Source organism: uncultured Salinicola sp., from assembly GCF_937921195.1.
Lineage (GTDB): Bacteria > Pseudomonadota > Gammaproteobacteria > Pseudomonadales > Halomonadaceae > Salinicola.
This window is the reverse complement of the sequence record NZ_CALFQK010000075.1, coordinates 1-20,012: the sequence shown is the minus strand read 5'-3', so window position 1 is coordinate 20,012 and position 20,012 is coordinate 1. Positions and strand designations below refer to the sequence as shown.

Annotated in this window: 19 protein-coding genes; 12 read left to right on the top strand and 7 right to left on the bottom strand. The window is 65.8% G+C overall.

Going from position 1 to position 20,012, the window contains the following annotated elements; all coding sequences use genetic code 11:
• The 5 genes from Q0602_RS06490 to Q0602_RS06470 all read right to left on the bottom strand — a co-directional run.
• On the bottom strand, positions 1-807 hold an 807-nt coding region (locus Q0602_RS06490), incomplete at its 3' end, for a TIGR00366 family protein (RefSeq protein WP_298840519.1).
• Positions 808-855: 48 nt separating this feature from the next.
• Positions 856-2,061, bottom strand: a complete 1,206-nt coding sequence (pcaF, locus tag Q0602_RS06485; RefSeq protein WP_295038988.1) for a 3-oxoadipyl-CoA thiolase — start codon at positions 2,059-2,061, stop codon at positions 856-858.
• Positions 2,058-2,849, bottom strand: a complete 792-nt coding sequence (locus tag Q0602_RS06480; protein WP_298840516.1) for a CoA-transferase subunit beta — start codon at positions 2,847-2,849, stop codon at positions 2,058-2,060. The genes pcaF and Q0602_RS06480 overlap by 4 nt, the downstream gene beginning before the upstream one ends.
• Positions 2,849-3,667: a CoA transferase subunit A gene (locus Q0602_RS06475; RefSeq protein ID WP_298840514.1), complete on the bottom strand. Its 819-nt coding sequence runs from the start codon at positions 3,665-3,667 to the stop codon at positions 2,849-2,851. The genes Q0602_RS06480 and Q0602_RS06475 overlap by 1 nt, the downstream gene beginning before the upstream one ends.
• A gap of 181 nt (positions 3,668-3,848) precedes the next feature.
• On the bottom strand, positions 3,849-5,186 hold the full coding sequence (locus Q0602_RS06470) for an adenylosuccinate lyase family protein (protein ID WP_298840511.1): 1,338 nt from the start codon (positions 5,184-5,186) through the stop codon (positions 3,849-3,851).
• Positions 5,187-5,668: 482 nt separating this feature from the next.
• Here Q0602_RS06470 and Q0602_RS06465 point away from each other — a divergent pair, with 482 nt between their 5' ends.
• Entirely contained in the window at positions 5,669-6,454 is a 786-nt protein-coding gene (locus tag Q0602_RS06465; protein ID WP_298840508.1) for an IclR family transcriptional regulator C-terminal domain-containing protein, read from the top strand.
• A gap of 102 nt (positions 6,455-6,556) precedes the next feature.
• On the top strand, positions 6,557-7,498 hold the full coding sequence (locus Q0602_RS06460) for an AEC family transporter (protein WP_295038997.1): 942 nt from the start codon (positions 6,557-6,559) through the stop codon (positions 7,496-7,498).
• Between the two features lie 15 nt (positions 7,499-7,513).
• Here the strand turns inward: Q0602_RS06460 and Q0602_RS06455 are convergent, their stop codons facing one another.
• Positions 7,514-8,329 carry a sugar phosphate isomerase/epimerase gene (locus Q0602_RS06455; RefSeq protein ID WP_298840504.1) on the bottom strand — a complete coding sequence of 272 codons (816 nt, stop codon included), beginning with the start codon at positions 8,327-8,329 and terminating at the stop codon, positions 7,514-7,516.
• Positions 8,330-8,436: 107 nt separating this feature from the next.
• Here Q0602_RS06455 and Q0602_RS06450 point away from each other — a divergent pair, with 107 nt between their 5' ends.
• From Q0602_RS06450 to msrQ, 3 genes are all read left to right on the top strand, one after another.
• Positions 8,437-9,816 (top strand): SLC13 family permease, encoded by a 1,380-nt coding sequence (locus Q0602_RS06450; RefSeq protein WP_298840501.1) that lies wholly within the window; start codon positions 8,437-8,439, stop codon positions 9,814-9,816.
• Between the two features lie 196 nt (positions 9,817-10,012).
• Positions 10,013-11,032 carry a protein-methionine-sulfoxide reductase catalytic subunit MsrP gene (msrP, locus tag Q0602_RS06445; protein WP_298840498.1) on the top strand — a complete coding sequence of 340 codons (1,020 nt, stop codon included), beginning with the start codon at positions 10,013-10,015 and terminating at the stop codon, positions 11,030-11,032.
• A complete protein-coding gene (gene msrQ, locus Q0602_RS06440; RefSeq protein ID WP_298840495.1) occupies positions 11,032-11,670 on the top strand; it encodes a protein-methionine-sulfoxide reductase heme-binding subunit MsrQ in 639 nt (212 codons plus the stop codon). Before msrP ends, msrQ begins: the two co-directional genes overlap by 1 nt.
• Before the next feature lie 28 nt (positions 11,671-11,698).
• Here msrQ and Q0602_RS06435 read toward each other — a convergent pair whose 3' ends face one another.
• Positions 11,699-12,934: an FAD-binding oxidoreductase gene (locus tag Q0602_RS06435; RefSeq protein WP_298840493.1), complete on the bottom strand. Its 1,236-nt coding sequence runs from the start codon at positions 12,932-12,934 to the stop codon at positions 11,699-11,701.
• Positions 12,935-13,218: 284 nt separating this feature from the next.
• Here Q0602_RS06435 and Q0602_RS06430 point away from each other — a divergent pair, with 284 nt between their 5' ends.
• The 7 genes from Q0602_RS06430 (at position 13,219) to Q0602_RS06400 (ending at position 19,747) form a co-directional block, all read left to right on the top strand.
• The gene (locus Q0602_RS06430) at positions 13,219-14,205 is read left to right on the top strand and encodes a D-glycerate dehydrogenase (RefSeq protein WP_295038421.1); all 987 of its coding nucleotides are present in this window, start codon (positions 13,219-13,221) and stop codon (positions 14,203-14,205) included.
• Positions 14,206-14,371: 166 nt separating this feature from the next.
• On the top strand, positions 14,372-15,418 hold the full coding sequence (locus tag Q0602_RS06425) for a LacI family DNA-binding transcriptional regulator (RefSeq protein WP_295038423.1): 1,047 nt from the start codon (positions 14,372-14,374) through the stop codon (positions 15,416-15,418).
• Positions 15,415-16,407, top strand: coding sequence for a TRAP transporter substrate-binding protein (locus tag Q0602_RS06420; RefSeq protein WP_298840489.1), 993 nt, complete (start codon positions 15,415-15,417; stop codon positions 16,405-16,407). The genes Q0602_RS06425 and Q0602_RS06420 overlap by 4 nt, the downstream gene beginning before the upstream one ends.
• Positions 16,408-16,417: 10 nt before the next feature.
• Complete coding sequence (locus Q0602_RS06415; RefSeq protein ID WP_298840486.1) at positions 16,418-16,996, top strand: TRAP transporter small permease; 579 nt, start codon at positions 16,418-16,420, stop codon at positions 16,994-16,996.
• A complete protein-coding gene (locus Q0602_RS06410) occupies positions 16,993-18,300 on the top strand; it encodes a TRAP transporter large permease (RefSeq protein ID WP_298840483.1) in 1,308 nt (435 codons plus the stop codon). The genes Q0602_RS06415 and Q0602_RS06410 overlap by 4 nt, the downstream gene beginning before the upstream one ends.
• 226 nt (positions 18,301-18,526) lie before the next feature.
• Positions 18,527-19,207, top strand: coding sequence for an HAD family phosphatase (locus Q0602_RS06405; RefSeq protein ID WP_298840480.1), 681 nt, complete (start codon positions 18,527-18,529; stop codon positions 19,205-19,207).
• 165 nt (positions 19,208-19,372) lie between these two features.
• Positions 19,373-19,747, top strand: a complete 375-nt coding sequence (locus Q0602_RS06400) for a translation initiation factor Sui1 (RefSeq protein WP_298840477.1) — start codon at positions 19,373-19,375, stop codon at positions 19,745-19,747.
• Positions 19,748-20,012 lie beyond the last annotated feature (265 nt).

The following is a 20,012-nucleotide window of genomic DNA, read 5'->3' as shown; positions in this document are numbered from 1 at the left end:
GATCAAGATGACCGTGTTGAGATTGATGCTGAAGTCACCCTTGGCCACCTCGCCGAGCAGATAGGCGGCGGCGAGCAGGCCCAGGAACAGCGTCGGCAGCCGGCTGTGTTCGAGCCAGTCGGAGAAACTGCCGTCGCCGCGCTGGGCCGGCGCCTCCTCGGCGGGGTCCGCCGCCTCCAGGCGCACGATCTGCTCGGGTTGTTTCTGCAGCATGAAGAAGGCCACCAGCAGGGCCAGCAGCGCCAGGGTCAGGGCGATGTTCCAGCTGGCGTAGAGGGTCTCGGAGACCGGCACGATGCCGATCGCATCCTCCATGAAGTGACCCGGCGTGGCGATCACCAGCGGGATCGAGGTCGAGGGCCCGCGCACCAGCTCGCCACCGTAGGCGGCGGCCACGATCAGCGGGAAGTGCACCGCCACCCGGCGCCCCATCTCGCGGGCCAGGATCGCCCCGGCGACCATGCCGAAGCCCCAGTTGAGGTAGTAGCAGACGAAGCTGACCACGATGGTGATCGCCAGCGCCTGGCGCGGCGTCGAGGCCTGCCGGGTCAGCGCGCCGAGCAGCCGCTGCATCACCGGCGTCAGCGCCAGCACATAGCCGGTCAGCAGCACCAGCACCATCTGCATGCCGAACTTGAACAGCGAGGAGAAGCCCTCGCCCCAGTACTGCGCCATGTCCAGCGGCGTACGCTCACCGAGCACGATGCCGAGGACGAAGACGATGGCGGTGAGAATCACCGCCAGCACGAAGGCGCTGGGCAGATAGCGCTGCACCACACGCACGGAAAACTGCGTCACCGCTTGCATCGAGGTTCCCTCTAGCGATTTGTCGTTACGGGTTGCTGCTGACGAGCGTCACACCCGCTCGATCACCGTGGCGATGCCCTGGCCCACGCCGATGCACATGGTGCACAGAGCGAAGCGCTTGTGGCTGCGCGCCAGTTCGTAGGCCGCCGAGCTGATGATGCGCGCCCCCGACATGCCCAGCGGATGGCCCAGTGCGATGGCGCCGCCGTTGGGGTTGAGCCGCGGGTCGTCGTCGGCCACGCCGAGTTCGCGGGCGCACGCCAGCACCTGGGCGGCGAAGGCTTCGTTGAGTTCGATCACGTCCATCTGGTCGAGGCTCATGCCCAGCCGGTCGAGCAGCTTGCGGGTCGCCGGCACCGGGCCGATACCCATGATGCGCGGCTCGACCCCGGCGGTGGCCATGCCATGAATGCGCGCGATGGGTTCGAGCCCGAAGCGTGTTAGCGCCGCCTCGCTCGCCACCAGCATCGCAGCCGCGCCATCGTTGACCCCGGAGGCGTTGCCGGCAGTGACGGTGCCACCCTCGCGGAACGGCGTCGGCAACTTGGCCAGCGCCTCCAGCGTGGTCTCCGGGCGCGGATGCTCGTCGCGGTCGAAGATCAGCGGCGCCTGCTTGCGCCGCGGAATCTCGATCGGCACGATCCCCTCCACCAGCCGCCCGGCCTCCTGTGCCGCCTGGGTCAGTTGCTGCGAACGGTAGGCGTAGCGGTCCTGATCCTTGCGCGAGATGGCGAACTGCTCGGCCACGTTCTCGGCGGTCTCGGGCATCGAGTCGACCCCGTAGCGCTTCTCCATCAACGGATTGACGAAGCGCCAGCCGATGGTGGTGTCCTCCATCTGCTGGTTGCGCGCATAGGGGGAGCCGGCCTTGCCGATCACGTAGGGGGCCCGCGACATCGACTCGACGCCGCCGGTGAGGATCAGCTCGGCCTCGCCGGCACGGATCGCCCGCGCCGCGGTGCCGATGGCGTCCATGCTCGAGCCGCACAGGCGGTTGATGGTGGAACCCGGCACGCTGGTGGGCAGCCCCGCCAGCAGCGCCGCCATGCGCGCCACGCTGCGGTTGTCTTCGCCGGCCTGGTTGGCGCAGCCCATGATCACGTCGTCGATCGCCGCCGGGTCGAGCTGCGGATGCTGCGCCAGCACCGCCTCGAACAGCCGCGCCGCCAGATCGTCGGGGCGCACGCTCGCCAGGGCGCCACCGAAGCGGCCCACCGCGGAGCGCAGCGGCCGGCACAGATAGACGTCGTTCATGCGTTCTCTCCCATCTCGTTGCCGGCGTGGTGGCGTGCGGTGCGCGCCTTGAGCTCGCGCAGTACCTCGAGCTCCTGCTCACCCGGCTCGGGAGTGGTCTCGAGCCGCTCGGCGAAGCGGATCTCCCAGCCGGTGGCCTCCTGAACCTGCTCGGCGGTCACGCCAGGGTGCAGCGAGACCACCACCAGCTCCTTGGTCTCGGGATCGGGCTTCATCACGCACAGGTCGGTGATCACCCGGGTCGGGCCGCGGCCGATGTGAGGTACGCCGTCGCGGGCGGTTCCGTCGCGGCCGAAGCCGACCGTGGTGACGAAGTCCACCGCCTCGACGAAGGTGCGCTTGGAGTGCTTGACGGTGATGAACACCTCGCCGGCATTGGTGGCGATCTCCGGCGCGCCACCGCCGCCCGGTAGCCGCACCTTGGGCTCGCGGTAGTCACCGATAAGGGTGGTGTTGAGGTTGCAGTAGCGGTCGATCTGGGCTGTGCCCAGGAAACCGACGTCGACGTGCCCGCCCTGCAGCCAGTAGCGGAACATCTCCGGCACCGAGACGGTGGTCAGCGCGGTCTCGCACAGCTCGCCATCGCCGATCGACAGCGGCAGCACATTGGGTTTGGTCTGCAGGGTGCCGGATTCGTAGATCAGCACTACGTCCGGGGCATGGGTCAACCGCGCCAGGTTGGCCGCCTCACTGGGCAGGCCGATCCCGACGAAGCAGGTGGTGCCGTTTTCCAGCGCCCGGGCGGCGGTGACGGTCATCATTTCCGCAGCGGTGTAGTCGAGGCTCATCAGGCGGCTCCTCCGGCGTGATAGACATGTTCCTCGAGCCAGGCGGCGAAGCTCTCGCGGTCGCGGGCGATCGCATCCCAGGCCTTGTAGAAGGCGTTGTCCCGCGGGTAGTAGCCGTGGGCGTAGGAGGGGTAGGCGCCCTGCTCGGCCACGGCGATGGCATCGATGGCCCAGCCGGGGATGACGCAGGCGTTGGGCCCCGCCTCGAGATCGTCGACCACCGCCTCGACGGTGACGATGCTGTGGCGCGCCGCCAGCACCACCTCCTTCTGCACGCCGATGATCCCCTCCACCAGCACGTTGCCGGCGCGATCCGCCTTCTGCGCGTGGACGATACCCACATCCGGGCGCACCGCCGGCACCGCAGCCAGGCGCTCGCCGGTGAACGGGCACTCGATGAACTTGATCTGCGAATTGACCTTGGGCAGATCGCTGCCCACGTAGCCACGCAGCACCGCCAGCGGCAGACCGGCGGCACCGGCCTCGAAGGCGCAGGCCATGGCGGCGTGGCTGTGCTCGAAGATCTCCAGCGGCTGCGGATAGCCGTGTTCCACCGCATCGCGCAGGCGGTGCAGCGAGCCCACGCCGGGGTTGCCACCCCAGGAAAAGATCAGGCGGCGGGCGCAGCCGGCGCCGATCATCTGGTCGAAGATCAGATCCGGGGTCATCCGGATCAGGGTCAGCTCACGCCGCCCCTGGCGGATGATCTCGTGCCCGGCGGCAAACGGAATGAGATGGGTGAACCCTTCCATGGCAAGGGTTGCCCCATCCTCGACATGACGCGCCACGGCGTCGTGGAGTGACAGGAATTCGGCCATCGTGCTCGACTCTCAGGTTGGTCCCACCAGGTTTGTCTCACACACAATGTTCGCTAAACGAACTCTAGTTTGTGATACGAACACGCTATCCTGTCGTCACTTCGTGGTCAAACGCCGAGCACAACGGCTCACGCAGAGCCGCTTTATGGCGTCTCTGTTTTTATGATTTAAAATCAATCATTTAAAAAGATTGCAAATAGGAAAGGCAGCGGTCGACCTGGTGCAGGCTACTACCAATGTATAGTTCGATCGCGAGCGCCGACCGCACCTCGTCAGGATCAAGGCCCTCGGCGACGGCACTGAATTCGAGCAGCACCTCGGCGTAGTCACGACATTCACGGCGGGCCTCTTCTCCCGCACGCTGCGCCAGTTCCAGCGCGTCGTCGCTACTCATGATGTCGCATAACAGGCGCGTCGCCGGTTCGGCCATGATCGCCCCGCCGCTCAAGCGCAGATTGCGCTTCATCGACGCCTCGTGGACTTCCAGGCCCTCGAGCAGCGGCACCATCGATTCCAGCGCCCCCTCCAGACTGAGCACGGCATCCAGTAGTGGCGCCCATTCGGCGTGCCACTCGCCCAGTCCCCGCTCCAGCGGTTGCGCTCCGGCGTTGACGATGACCCCATGCTGACCGTGAATCTGGCGCGCGGCGGCACGGATCCGCGCGCAGGCGACCGGATTGCGCTTGTGCGGCATCGAAGACGATCCGCCCACGCCGGGGGCCGCGGGTTCGCTGAGTTCACCTATCTCGCTCTGGCACAGCAGCGCAATATCCAGTGCCGCTTTCTCCAGCGCCACGGCAACGGCATCGACGGCCCCCATCAGTTCGAGGATCGGCTGGCGGTCGGTATGCCAGGGCAGCAGGGGGCTCTCCAGCCCCAGCGTCCGTGCCAGAGCCTCCATGATCGCGATGCCACTCGGGTCCAGCCCGGAATGGACGCCCACGGCACCGCCGAACTGCACGTAGAGCCTGGTGTCGACCACCGCCTGCAATCTCTGCTCCGCCTGGCACACTCCCCAGGTCCATTGCGCCACCTTGACGCCGAAGGTGATGGGCAATGCCTGCTGCATCAAGGTCCGTCCGATCATCGGCGTATCCCGGTAACGCCGCATCAGCTCGCCCAGGGCCCGGCGAAGACGCGCCAGATGCGACAGGCACGACTGCAACCGGGGTTTCAGCAGCAGCATCAGCGCGGTATCGACGATGTCCTGGCTGGTCGCCCCCCGGTGAAAGGCCGGCTTGAGCGCCTCCGGCAGCATCGACCGCCCCTGCTTGACGAAAGGAATGGCAACATTGCCCCCCTTGCCGACATCGTCCGCCAGCGCAGCGAGATCGAAGGCTTCAGGGCGAAACGCCTGTTTCAGCGCCGCGGCGGTACCGGCTGGCAGCAAGCCTTCGGCCTCCTCTGCCCGAGCCAGTGCCGTTTCGACCTGGCACAGGGCTGCGACGACGGATTCCGCATCCAGGGCGTCAATCCCTGCGCGGCTCATGAAGGGGTGGCGAAAGAAGTGATCGAACATGGAAGGCCCCGTCTGTGCGGGTCGTATGCCCGCCAAGCACTGAGAATGGATGGTGGCGAGCATCGCCGACCGGTGTGGCGCTCGCCGTTGTACAGGAAGCTAAGCGCCCCCGAATCTGGAGCGACACTCGGCTCCGGCAAGCAGCCGTCGATGGTGTTCGAATAGCGTCAACAAGTTCGCATTATGAATTTTCGAAACCTGCCAGTGTCAAGTTGGCGCCTGTCAGCGCCTCACCAAAATCCGGTGGCACCTCGAAAGCATGCGGCAACGGTGGTACTTCACGCCTGGCCATGACCTTCGTCTAACATCAACTCGCCCTTGCCGTCAGGCGTTGCCCCGACGCGGTCTCTTCCTGCGAATCCCGCCATTCCTGGCCCTCGCACCCGGAAAATTCTCTGGAACAGATGTTCGGCTTTCGAACTTTTCTCTGACACCGTAAGCTCACAGCCATCGATCCGGCAGACAGCAAGGAACTTCCAGGCATGCCCAGCAAGGATGAAATGCTTACTCCCGACGACCGAGACTTCGTCACCGCACTCGCCAGTGGGCTCGAAGTCATTCTCGCTTTCGATCAACAGTCGCCACGCATGACCCTCAGCGAGGTGGCAGCCAAGACGGGGATGAACCGAGCTCGTGCGCGTCGCTTCCTGCTCACGCTCCATGCCCTGGGGTACGTGCGCAAGCAGCACCGCTCCTTCGAACTGGCGCCCAAGGCCCTCCAGCTGGGGTATGCCTTTCTCTCCTCCAACGGCTACCGCACGGTGATCCAGCAGCATCTCGAGGCGATCACCGAAGCGACCGGGGAGTCGTCGTCGATGGGCGTGCTGGATGGAGATGAGGTGACCTACGTGGCACGCTCGGCGGCGCCGCACAGGCTGATGTCGATCTCGCTGTCGATCGGCACGCGCCTGCCGGCGGCCTACACCTCGATGGGACGTGTGCTGCTGAGCCAGCTGACGCCGGAGGAGCAGGATGCGTTTCTGGCCCGGGTGACGTTGACGCGGCACACCGAACACAGCCTCACCGACAAGTCGGCGCTGCGCGACTCGCTGAAGGCGGTACGTGAACAGGGTTACTGCGTGCTCGATCAGGAACTGGACTCGGGACTGCGCTCACTGGCCATTCCCGCCTTCGATGCCCATGGCGAGCTGATCGGCGCGATCAACGTCAGCACCAATGCCGCCCGTATCAGCATCGCCACCCTGACCGACGAATTCCTGCCGATGCTGCGCGACAAGGCGGCGCAGATCGCGACACAGGTCAATTGACCCCTGGTGGCACGGGCGCCGCTCAAGTGAATTCACTTGCCGCTGGCGCCCCCGGGGCCCATGCTATTAGCCATAAGTCTAATTGGCAGCGATCAGAGCTTCGTGAACACCATCCTCGGCGCCATCATTCCCATCTTCATTCTGCTGGGTATCGGCTACCTGGCCGTGCTCAAGCGTATCGTCGACAAGGCCCATATCCAGGGCATGGGCCGCTACGTCATCAATATCGCGTTGCCGGCACTGGTGATCCAGGCGCTGCTGGAGCGCCCGCTGGGCGATGTCTTCAACGTTCCCTATCTGCTGACCTACGGCCTCGGCTCGGGACTGGCCTTCGCGGCCATGTTTGCGTGGGTCACCTGGCGCAGCGATCAGCCGCTGGAGCGCCGGGCGATGTATGCGCTGGGCACCTCGGCTTCCAACAGCGGGTTCATCGGCTATCCGGTGGCGGTGCTGGTGATCGGCCCCACGGCGAGCATCGCCATGGCGCTCAACATGCTGATCGAGAATCTGCTGGTGATTCCCACCGCACTGGTGCTGGCGGAGTTCGCCCGCCAGCCCGACAACGGCTTCTGGGCAACGCTCAAACCGGTGGCCGTGCGTATCCTGCGTCATCCCCTGATCATCGCCATCGCGGCCGGCACGATACTGGCGGCGCTGAACCTGCACCCGCCGGAACCGATCGCCCGGGTGCTGCAGATGCTGGCGGCATCGTCGTCGCCGGTGGCACTGTTCGTGATCGGCGGGACGCTGTGCGGCTTGCGAGTGAGAGGCATGGTCGGAGACGTCTCGCAGATCGCCCTGGCCAAGCTGCTGCTGCATCCACTGAGCGTGCTGCTGATGATTCTGCTGATCCCCGGGCTGACGCCGGTGTTCGCCACCGCCGCCATCATCTTCTCCTGCGCGCCGATGCTGAGCATGTATCCCCTGCTCGGGCAGCGTTACGGTTTCGCCGAACTCGGCACCGCTGCGCTGGTGATGGCGACGATGCTCTCCGCAGTGACGCTGGCGCTGGGGATCTGGCTGAGCCATCTGTGGTTGATGTAGGTCGCGCCGGCCCCGCTAGGTTCTCGATGCCAACAGCGATTCCAGGGCGTGCTTCCCCTGCAGCGCGGCCATGCCCGTCGGCATGACCCCGAGCGAATCGCTGAAGATCTCCAGCGACAGCGGCCCCTGATAGCCGGTTCGTTCCAGCGCCGTCATGAAACGCTCGATGGGCAGCTCGCCGTCACCGGGAAACGCCCGCCGGTGGCGGCTCAGCGCTTGCAGATCCTGCCCCCGCGGCCACGGCGAGTCGGCGAGCTGCACCAGGCCGATCCGGTCGCCGGGAATCGTGGCGAGGGTTTCCAGCTCCAGCTCCCGGGCCAGGATGTGATAGCTGTCGAGCACGATGGAGAGCGCCGGATGATCGGCCTGTCGAACGATCTCCCAAGCGTCGCGATAATCGAATACGTGGCGCCCCCAGGCCAGCGCCTCGAATCCCACCCGCAGCTCTCTTTCGGCGGCCAGCTCGGCCAGCTCGCGCAGGGTCTCGGCTGCTCGACCATGATCGTTCGCGGCCTCTTCCCGGGTGCTGCTGCAGGCGAGCAGGAAGTCGCCGCCGAGATCCGCCAGCGTATCGAGGTGGCGCCTGGCCTCGTCGAGCATTTTCCGCTGTAGCTCGGGCGGCAGCGCCTCGACATCGCGAAACGGCTGTAGCGCCACGACCGTCAGGCCAAGCTCCCGACAGCGATCGCCCACGGCTCGCGGCGACAGCCCGCTGGACTGCAGGTCGTCGACGAAGATCTCCACGCCTTCGAATCCGGCCCGCGCGATCGCCTCGAGCTTGTTGGTCAGTTCGCCACTCAGGCAGAGCGTCGCCATCGCTTCCGTCGTCATATCCCCTCCCGATCGTTGCAACACGGCACCGCGCTTAGCGTAGTCGATCCGCCACATCCGCGAGGCGCTGATATACTGCCGCCTCGCTCGTTTCTGGAACCGCCACGATGTCGTCTTCGGTTACCGCTCTTCCCTGGCGCCAGGGGTTGTCACTGTTGGCCCTGCTGGGTGCGCTGGGCTTGCTCCTGCTGGGTAGCGCCGACGGCTCGGTGCTGCAGGCCGGTATCGTCGTGGTGCTCTGTATCGGCCTGTGGGCCACGGGCTGGTTGCCACAGTGGCTGACCGCGCTGATCTTCTTCACGCTGTGCACCGTGGCGAAAGTCGCTCCGGCCTCGACGGCGTTCGCCGGCTTCGAGTCGGCGGCGACCTGGCTGGTATTCTCGGGCATGGTGATCGGCGCCGCGATCAATAACACCGGCCTGGGCGAGCGCGTCGCCGCCAGGATCGGCCCTCACCTCGCATCGGGTTATCCACAGGCGGTCGTGGGCATCGGGCTGCTGGGATTGATCGCCTCGTTCTTCATGCCGTCGGCGATGGGCCGGATCGTGCTGCTGGTGCCGATCCTGCTGACCCTGGCCGACCGCTTCGGCTACGCCCCGGGCAACCCGGGCCGCAGCGGCATTCTGCTCAGCGGCATCATGTCGAGCTTTCTGCCCACCTTCACGATCCTGCCGGCCAATGTGCCCAACAACGTGCTGATGGGGGCCAGTGAAGCGGTGCTCGGCTTCTCGCCCAGTTACGGCGAATACCTGCTGCTGCACTTTCCCGTTCTGGGGCTGCTCAAGTGGGCGCTGATCATGGCGCTGATTCTATGGCAGTTCCGCGCGGAGTCACCGTCGCCGTTCACGGCCGAGGCGGCTCAGCCGCTGGGCCGCGGGGGCACCATGATGGGCGCACTGCTGGCCTTCGCCGTGCTGATGTGGATGACCGATGCCTGGCACGGCATCTCGCCGGCCTGGATCGGCATGCTGGTGGCGCTGGCCTGCCTGTTTCCCGGCAGCGGACTGCTGCCGGCCAGGCCCCTGCAGCAGATGAATCTGGAACCGTTCATCTATGTGGCGGGTATCGTCAGCCTGGGCGCCCTGGCACACCAGAGCGGGCTGGGCGAGGCGATCGCCGGCCGGCTGCTCGAGGTGCTGCCGTTGTCACCCGAGTCGACCGCTGGCAACTTCGCCTGGCTCGCCGTGATCGGTACGGTGCTGGGCATGCTGGTCACGCTGCCCGGCATCCCCGCGGTGATGACGCCGCTGGCGCCGCAGCTGGCCGATGTCACCGGCTGGTCCCCCTCCGCGGTGGTGATGTCCCAGGTCATCGGCTTCTCGACCGTGGTGTTTCCCTATCAGTCACCGCCGCTGATCATCGGCCTGCTCACCTCCGGCGTGACCATCCGCCAGGCCATGCGGATCACGCTGCCGCTGGCGCTGATCACCATCGTGCTGCTGTGGCCGCTCGATTTCGTCTGGTGGCGCTGGCTGGGGGTGATCTGAGCGCAGCCCGGATTTTTTGGCTGGGGCGAGGGAATAGATCACCTAGACTGAGCGTCATACGAAGCTTGCCCCACGAGAATCTGCGCAAGCGGCCTGGACAGCAAGCCCCGGCGCGCGCCGAATGGCGCAATACGCATCCAGCCGCGCGCTGCCCGCGTATCCACGACATGCCACTGTTGGCGGTTGGAGACTCATCATGTTGATCAAGATTGCCAAACCCGGCGACCTGCGCGAATCGGACGTCACCCCAGAATCGGTCTATCTCTCGCGCCGTCGCTTCATGGGCGGCCTGGCGGGCGTCGGAGCGGGGCTGGCGCTGGCCGGCCGCGCCCAGGCCGCCGCGTCCGACTATCAGGACGTACCGGCCGGCAATCCGCCGGGCTGGTTCAAGCCCAAGCTGGAAAACGCCGAGTGGGATAGCGTGGTACCCGCCGATCGGGAGCTGGACAAGCTGACGCCGTTCGAAGACGCCACCCACTACAACAATTTCTACGAATTCGGCACCGGCAAGGGCGACCCGGCGCGCAACGCCGACTCCCTCAAGACCCAGCCGTGGAGCGTGGTGATCGACGGCGAGGTCGCCAACGGCGGGCGCTTCGCCCTCGAGGATATCGCCAAGCCCTCTCGACTGCAGGAGCGCATCTACCGGCTGCGCTGCGTCGAGGCGTGGTCGATGGTGATTCCGTGGCTGGGGATTCCGCTGGGTGACGTCATCAAGCGTGCCGAGCCGACCTCGAAGGCCAAGTACGTCAAGTTCGAGACCCTGGTCGCACCGGATCAGATGCCGGGGCAGGACTCGTCGTTCGCGCTGATCGACTGGCCCTACACCGAAGGCCTGCGCATGGACGAGGCGATGCACCCGCTGGCGATTCTCGGGCTCGGCATGTACGGCCGCGAGCTGCCCAACCAGAACGGCGCGCCGTTCCGGCTGATCGTGCCGTGGAAGTACGGCTTCAAGAGCATCAAGTCGATCGTGCGCATCTCGCTGGTCGAGGAGCAGCCGGTCAACTCCTGGCAGGCGATCGCCCCGGACGAGTACGGCTTCTATGCCAACGTCAATCCGAAGGTCGACCATCCGCGCTGGAGCCAGGCCACCGAGCGCCGGCTGCCCAACAGCCTGTTCAATCCCAACATCATCGATACGCGGATGTTCAACGGCTACGCCGACGAGGTCGCGAGCCTCTATCAGGGCATGGACCTGAGGAAGAACTTCTGATGGCGATGCCGCGCTATACGCTGACGCTGTGGCGCATCGCGGTGTTCATCGCCGCGCTGGTGCCGCTGGCCTGGTGGAGCTCCCAGGTCGCCATCAACGCGGCTGGCCCGGAGCCGGGCAAGTATCTGTTGCTCAATATCGGCCAGGGTATTCTGTGGATGCTGCTGCTGACGCTCTCCCTGACTCCGCTGACCAAGCTGACGCGCTGGAAAGGATTTACCCTGATCCGACGCCAGCTCGGCCTGTGGACGCTGGCCTATGCGTTGCTGCATCTGTTCTGCTACGCCGTCTTCATTCTCGGGCTGGATCTGTCCCGGCTCGGCAGCGAGATCGTTCGTCGCCCCTACATCATCGTCGGCATGCTGGCACTCACCGGGCTGATCGTGATGGGCGTGACCTCCAACAAGTGGTCCATGCGCAAGCTGGGCAAGCGCTGGAAGACGCTGCACAAGATCGTCTATCTGGTGCTCGGCCTGGGGCTGCTGCACTTCCTCTGGGTGGTCCGTGCCGACCTGGAGCAGTGGAGCCTCTACGCCGCCGTCGGCGCCCTGCTGATGATTCTGCGCCTCCCGCCCATCGCCCGGCAGCTGCCGAAATTTCGCCAGTTGATCAAACGGCCCGGGCAGGCTCACGCTTGATCCCGGCGTCATCTCTGGCGGCTTGCGCTCAGAACCGAGTCGGGGCGTAGGGCGCGGGGTCGATATAGGGTGTCTCGCCGCAGATCATTTCCGCCAGCAGCCGTCCGGATGCCGGCCCCAGCGTGAAGCCCTGATGCGCGTGCCCGAAGTGCAGCCACAGCCCAGGGTGTTTCGGCGCCGGGCCGATGATCGGTTTCATGTCGCTGGTGCAGGGTCGCGCACCCAGCCACGACGAGGTTTCGACCGCCTCGCCGAGATCGAGAATCTGGCGCGCCGCGACTTCGGCCTTGCCGGACTGCATCGGCGTGGCGCGGGCATCGAGACGCGCGAATTCGGCGCCCGTGGTGATCCGCAGCCCGCGGTTCATCGGCGCCAGCATGATGCCGTTTTCCGCATCCAGCATCGCCATGCCGAGCGGTTTCTGCATCGCATAGTGGCGATGGTAGCCGCGCTTGACGAACAGCGGCAGGCGATACCCCAGGCGCCGGGTCAGCGTATCCGCCCAGGGGCCGAGAGCGATGACCGCCTGTTCGGCATCGATCACCCCTTCCTGGGTGGTCACGCGCCAGCCGCTGCCGTGTCGTACCAGCGTCGTCGCGTCGCCGTTGGCGAAATGGCCGCCCCGCTGTCGGAACAGCTCGGCGTAGCTCGCGACCAGTGCGCCGGGATCGCGCACCGACCAGGGCTGGGTCCAGTGCACCGCACCGGCCAGTTCGCGCTTGATGCCCGGTTCCTGTCGGCTGAGTTCCGAACCCTCGACGATCGCGTGCTCGACGCCATACTCGCGCTGCAGCCGCTCGGCGTGCGCGATGCCCTGCGCCATGGCGCCCGGTGTCCGAAACGCCGTGCGCCAGCCGGTCTGGCGCACCAGCGCCTCGGCGCCCGCCTCTCGGATCAGGCTGTCGTGCTCGCTCAGGCAGTGCTCGATCAGCCGGCTGTATTCCCGCGCGACCCTGGCGTAGCGCGACGGTGACGACCACCACCAGTACTGCGCCAGTGGCGAGGCCAGCTTGGGCAGCGCCAGCGGATGATAGTTGACGTCGATGCCGCCCTTGCGCATGACCTTGAAGATCATGCGGCTGTCGTGGGGGAACGGATAGGGCTCGACGGCCTCGCGCTGAATCAGCCCGGCGTTGCCATAGGAAGTCTCCTCCCCCGGCGCCCGCCGATCGATCAGCGCCACCTGCCTGCTCCGCCGCTGCAACTGCAACGCCGTCGACACGCCGATCATGCCGGCACCCAGCACCACAACGTCCGCTTGCATCGTCACGCCTCGCCTCATCACGAATAGACCGTCCACATTACAAGGTTCCGCCAACGGCGCCACCCCAGGGCGGCAGCCATCGGTCCGAGTTTCACTCGCCCAGGCGTTCGTCGGACCAGGTACACGGTGACATTCCCGGCCACTCGCGCGCTCACTGGTCTAGACTTTCGTCGGAGCATCGCCTCAAGGGGCCGGGTTTGTCGGTAAGCTCGTGCGTCCCTCGTCTCGCGGGCGTCGACGTCATCGCCCGCGGCATCATGCATCTTCCAGCCGGAGAGTCTTCCATGCGCAAGCGCATCCTGGCGTACCGCCGCCTCAACGACCAGCAACTCGACCAGCTTCGCGAACGCTTCCACGTCGACTACTTCGGCAAGCTCGAGTCCCCCGACGACCCGGCGTTTCGCGAAGCACTGGGCGAGGCCCACGGCCTGATCGGTGCCGGGGTCACCCTGACGCCAGAGCTGCTCGACGCCGCCCCCAGCCTCGAAGCGATCGCCAGCATCTCGGTGGGTGTGGACAACTACCCGGTCGAGGAACTGACCCGACGCGGCATTCTGCTCTGCAACACCCCGGACGTGCTCACCGAGACCACCGCCGATACCGGCTTCTCGCTGATCATGGCGAGTGCGCGTCGGGTGGTGGAGCTGGCCGAGTACGTCAGGCGCGGCGACTGGAAGGCGAGCATCGGGCCCGAGCAGTTCGGCAGCGACGTCCACGGCAAGACGCTGGGCATGGTCGGTTTCGGCCGTATCGGCCAGGCCGTGGCTCGCCGGGGCGCACTCGGCTTCGGCATGAAGATCCTCTACGCCAACGCCTCGCCCAAGCCGGCGCTCGACGCGGAACTGGGCGCCCGCCACTGCGAACTGGACGAGTTGCTGCAGCAGTCCGATTTCGTCTGCGCCATCGTCCCGCTGACCCCGGAGACCCGCCAGCTCATCGGTGCCCGCGAATTCGGGCTGATGAAGGAGAGCGCCATCTTCATCAACATCTCCCGCGGCCAGGTGGTGGACGAGGCGGCGCTGATCGAAGCCCTCGAAAGCGGCCGCATTCGCGGTGCCGGTCTCGACGTGTTCGAACAGGAGCCGCTGCCGGCGGACTCCCCGCTGCCCAGGATGCCCAACGTCGTCGCACTGCCGCATATCGGCTCCGCCACCCATGAAACGCGCACGGCAATGGCGCAGCGTGCGGTGGACAACATCATGCTGGCGCTGGAGGGCAAGCGTCCGCTCAGCCCGTTCAACGAGGAAGCCTGGACAGGCCGTCTCGACTGATATCACGCTCGTGTCTTTGACAGTGCCGCGCTCATCCGGCCGGGGCCTCTGCGTCGAGGCTCCCGACTGCCGGTGATGGGATATACCACCAAAGGGGGATAGGCGACATCGTCGTGGCGCACTAGCCTTTTCGACACTTTTGGATCGATCCAAACACGAGGATACGATGGGATCCACTGCCCGAACCCGCGTGACGCTCAAGGACATCGCCGCCCATGCGGGCGTGTCTCGTTCGACCGTCTCGCTGGTGATGCAAGAGAGTGAATTGGTGGCGGGGGCGACCCGAAAGCGGGTGCAGGAAGCCGCCGCCGCGCTGGGTTACGTCTACAATCGCGGCGCCGCGACCTTGAGAAGCTCGCGCACCGCCACCGTCGGGGTGGTTGTCCACGATATCGCCAATCCGTTCTTCGGGGCCTTGATGGCGGGGATCGACGAGACGCTGCAGGCCGCCGACTACATCCCCTTCCTGGCCAGCAGCGGCGACAGCCTGGATCGTCAGGCTCGGTTTCTCGCCCGCATGCGTGAGCATCGGGTCGATGCACTACTGCTGTGCCCGGCGGAAGAGACACCGGCGGCGTCGATCGAAGCGATTGCCGACTGGGGCATGCCTTGTATCGAGGTCATGCGACACGTCGGCAAGTCGCCGCTCGGCGACTATGTCGGCGCCGATCTCCGCACCGGCGTCATCAATGCCGTTCGTCATCTCGTCATCCAGGGGCATCGCCGCATCACGCTGCTCGCGGGTATCGCCGATCACTCCGCCGACCGGGAGCGCCTCGCGGGCTATCGACACGCCATGCACGAAGCCGGTCTCGACGATCTGTCGCACGTCGATCGCGGGCCATTGACCCGTTGCGCGGGGCGCGAACGAACCCTGGCGCTGTTGCGCGGTAACACCGCGCCTACCGCACTGATCTGCCACAACGATCTGGTCGCGCTCGGCGCCCTGCTGGCGCTGTCGCATCTCGGGCTTCGCGCGGGACGGGATTGCGCGGTGATCGGCGTCGACGACATCGAGGAAGCCGCTCTCGCCGAGCCCGCCCTGAGCAGCATCGCGACGCATCCTCGTGCCATCGGTCGCAACGCCGCCGAACTGGCCCTGAAGCGGATAGCGCAGCCCGAAGGCGAGCGACAGCGCATCGTGCTCGAGGCGCCCCTGGTGATTCGCGCCAGTTCCCGAATCTCATCCGCTGTCGCGCAGGAGTCGACATGAGCCATCGCCCCTCGGCCCATCGCGGGTTCGCCACCGCCCTGCTGATGACACTGGCCCTCGTCGCCATCGTTCCTCACGCCCAGGCCCGAGAGCTGATCTTCGGCCATGGCGCCACCGAGGACACGGCCTATCACCTCAGTGCAGAGCGCTTCAAGCAGCTGCTGGAGGAGAAGACCGACGGCGGCCTGACGGTCAACATCTACAGCAACTCGGTGCTGGGTCACGAAACCGAGATGTTCGAGCAGCAGACCGCCGGTGCGCTGGACCTCTCGATCGTCAACCCGGGACTGATCTCGGAGTTCTCGCATACCGCCAGCATCTTCTCGATTCCCTTTCTGTATCGCGATCTCGACCACTGGCGTCACGTGCTGGATGGCGAGCCGGGCCGGGAAATCGCCCGGCGTATCGAGAAGGAAACCGGGGTCAAGGTGCTCGCCTACTACGGCGGGAGCACGCGTCAGATCGTCAGCACGCGACCGCTCGAGAATCTCGACGCGCTCCGGGGCATGAAGCTGCGCACCAATCCGACCCGCCCGGTGATCACCGCCTGGGCGGCGCTGGGTACCCAGCCGACGGTGATGGCCTACAAGGAGATCTACACCGGCCTGCAGCTCGGCGCCATCGACGGCCTGCTCAACGAGGCGGAGTGGATCTACCGCATGCGTTTCCACGAGGTCGCGCCCTATATCGGGCTCTCCGAGCACGACATCACCGTACGCCTGCTGACGCTCTCCGACGACACCTGGGACTCGCTGACGCCGGCACAGCGGCAGGCGGTGCAAGCGGCTGCCGACGAGAGCGAGCAGTACGCGCGCAACCTGCAGATCCGGCTCGACAAAGAGTCCCGGGACAAGCTGAAAGAGGAAGGCGCCACTTTCTACCCCATGGACCGTGAGCGGATGCAGCAGCTCGTCGCCGAACCGCTGGGGCGGGTCATCGACGACATGGGGCTAGGCGATCTCCACGAACTCATCATCGACACGGATTGAGGAGCACCTCATGCCATTCGCAATGGCCCTGGGCCGCGTCAACCGCCAGCTGGAGCGCTTCCTCAATGGCGTGTTGCTGCTGTTACTGGCCAGTTTCATCGTACTGATCGTCTATCAGATCGCGAGCCGCAACCTGGGCTTCATGCCGCGGCTCTACTGGACCGAGGAGATGAGCCGTTTGGCCTTCCAGTGGATGATCATGCTGGGCACCGCCATCGGCGTGCTGCATGCCGACCACTTCGTGCTGGAGGCATTCCCGCGCGGTTCCCGGCCGGACCGGATCACGCGAGTGATTCGCGACGTTGCCTGCCTGCTGGTGGGCGTGATCTTCGTCGTGTTCGGCTTCGACTTCCTGCGCTCCGGTTTCGATCGCATCGCCAGCGCCTCGCAGCTGCCGATGGTGGTGACCTACTCGACCTTCTTCGTCAGCGGCCTACTGATCGTGCTGTTCAGCCTGCAGCGCCTGCTGGTGACGATGGCCCACGGCGTCGACGCCATGGAGCGCGAGCTCGACACGCCTTCCGAAATCGATGAGCTGAGGGACGCGCCACCGACGCAGATACTCGACTCGCCGGAGAACAGATCATGATGCCCACTGACTGGTTACCCCTGCTGCCGTGGCTTCTGTTCGCGCTGCTCGGCGTATTCATCATACTCGGCGTCCCAATCGCCATGTCGCTGGTGCTGACGTCGTTCTCGATCATCGTGCTCGACCCACGTCTCATACCCTGGGTCATGTTCCAGCGCATGTACTACGGCATGGATTCGTTCGTGCTACTGGCGGTCCCGCTGTTCCTGCTCGCCGGCAACCTGATGAACGCGGCCAGGATCACCGACCGCCTGATCACGCTGTGTCTCAATCTGGTCGGCCATGTCAAAGGTGCACTGGCCCACGTCAACGTGCTGGTGAGCATGCTGTTCGCCGGGGTTTCGGGCTCATCGACGGCGGATAGCGCCGGCATCGGTACGGTGCTGATCCCGGCAATGAAGAGAGAGGGCTACCCGGCCCATTTCAGCGTCGCTGTCACCGCGGCCTCCTCGGTGATGGGCATCATCATTCCGCCGTCGATCAACATGATCGTCTGGGGTGCGCTGACCAGCACCTCGATCGCCGGGCTGTTCTTGGGTGGAATCATCCCCGGGGTCCTGATCGCGGTGGCACAACTGCTGCTCAACCTCGGCTATGTGCGCCGCTACGACGTGCCGACGCGCAACCGGGCCACGCTCAGGCAGTTGGCCAGCTCGGGCAAGGACGGCCTGCTCGCCGCCGGCATACCGGTGTTGATCATCGGTGGCATTACCCTCGGTATCGTCACGCCGACCGAGGCGGCGGTAATGGCGGTGCTCTATGCCCTGCTGCTGGGTTTCATCGTTTACCGCGAGCTGACCTTCAGAAGCGTGCTGGACGCCTCGACCGACACCGTTCGACTCTGCTCGCTGTCGCTATTCAGCCTGGTGGGTGCCGCCATCTTCGGCTACCTGATCAGCTTCTATCGCATTCCACCGCAGCTGATGGCTGGCGTCGAGATCAGCGACCCGACCACGCTGCTGATCATCGCCACCATCGTCATGCTGCTGGTCGGCACCTTCATGGATTCGCTGCCGGCGATGGCGATTCTGGCACCGATCTTCCAACCGCTGGCGGCGCAGGCGGGCGTCGATCCGCTGCAGTTTGGCGTGATCAGCGTCATGGCGCTCGGCCTTGGCCTGATCACCCCGCCTTACGGCCTGTGCCTGATGATCTCGGCCAAGATCGGCGGCATCCCCCTGCTCGCGGCGCTGGGCACGACGATGATCTATCTGTTGGTCATGCTGCTGGTGATCGGCCTGCTGATCGCCTTCCCCGGCCTGATCCTCTACCTGCCCCAGACTTTCGGCCCGGACGCCGGCTGATACCGGCCGATCAAAAAGTGTGCAATTTCTGGGGAGTCATCCGCCCCGGCTTGTGATTTCCAGCCGGGGCGACTAAAGTTGCAAGATAGATTAAAAACAGTGTTCCGTAATCCTACAGTCTTCGATCACGGGGCCGATAATCAGAGAACTGGAGTCAACCGCAACGGCCCGACGTCATCAACGGCCGGCGTAACATCCACTGACAGCGCCCTCGAGGCGACCCACCATGCCCGATCCCCTCTGCTTGCTTTTCGATTGCGACGGTACTCTGGTCGATAGCGAACCCCTCCTCGCCGAAGTCATGGCAAAGTATCTGAATCAGGCGGGCCTGCCCTTCCAGGCCGGCGATTACATGACGGACTTTCGTGGCGCACGGTTCGCCAGCATCGTGTCCCATCTGGAACGACTGCACGGACGCCTCGAGGATCCCGTTCGCCAGCGGATCGAGACGGCCATGCGCCAGGAGATGCACGAGCGCATGGTCGACGAGCTCGAGCCCATCGCTGGCGTGCCGGAAGCGCTCGACGCGCTCGGTTCCCTGCCGCGCTGCGTTGCCTCCAACGGGCCCGAGACCAAGATTCGGCGAGCGCTGGACAGCACGGGATTGCGGGGCTTCTTCGGCGATCGCATCTACAGCGCCTACACCGTGGGCAGTTGGAAGCCGGCGCCGGGCCTGTTCCTGCACGCCGGCCGCGACATGGGCTTCGCACCGTCCGACTGCATCGTGATCGACGACGCCCAGGTGGGCGTCCGCGCCGCGCTGGCCGCGGGAATGCGGGTCGTCCATCTCAATCGCTTCCCCGAGCTCGAGCCCACGCCCTCCGGCGCCATCGGGATTCGCCACATGCGCGAACTGCCGGCGGTGATCGACAAGCTGATCCCGGCCCTCGCCGTCGGCAACCTCTAGCAGCTCGACCGAGCGCGTTCGGCGGCAGCCACCGACCGAGGATCCACCGCTGACGGCGATGATCGCGGCCCGAGCCCCTGGCTCGGGCCGCGATCGTTGTGGATCGCTCGTTAGCGGCCGGATGGCCGCGTTATCATGTGCCCTTCACGTCTTATCGGAGTTCCCATGCCTTCGTTACAGGATCAACTGCGCGGCCTGGTCTATTCGACCGAACATGGCGAGACCTGCCCCGACTGCCGTCGCCCTGTCGCCGAGTGCGAGTGCCGGGCGCGCGAGGAAGCCGAACGGATCGCCGCGCTCGACGGCATCGTTCGCATCCGGCGCGAGACCAGTGGCCGCAAGGGCAAGGGGGTGACGACGATTCAAGGCGTGCCGCTGGATGCCGAAGCGCTGAAGACGCTGGCCAAGTCGCTCAAGAAACGCTGTGGAACGGGCGGCGCGGTCAAGGATGGCGTGATCGAGATCCAGGGCGACCATCGCGATGTGCTCAAGCGCGAGCTGGAATCGCTGGGCTACAAGGTCAAACTCGCCGGGGGGTGATCCCGGAGAGCTCCCGCGCCCTGCCCGGGGCGGGGAATTTACGCTCCGTTCTCCTGTCCCACTGGTACCGCCGCGCGCTTCAACGCTCCACGCTCAAGGGGATTCGATGTTCTCGTTCAACGCTTCACGGTGGCTCCGACTCGCCACTGCCGCACTGGCACTCGGGATGCTGGCGGGCTGTGCCAGTGGCCCCCAGTTCGACACCCTCGCGGCTCGCGTGGTTGCCGACGAGGAGCACCGGGCCCGACTCAGGCACCTGCTCCGA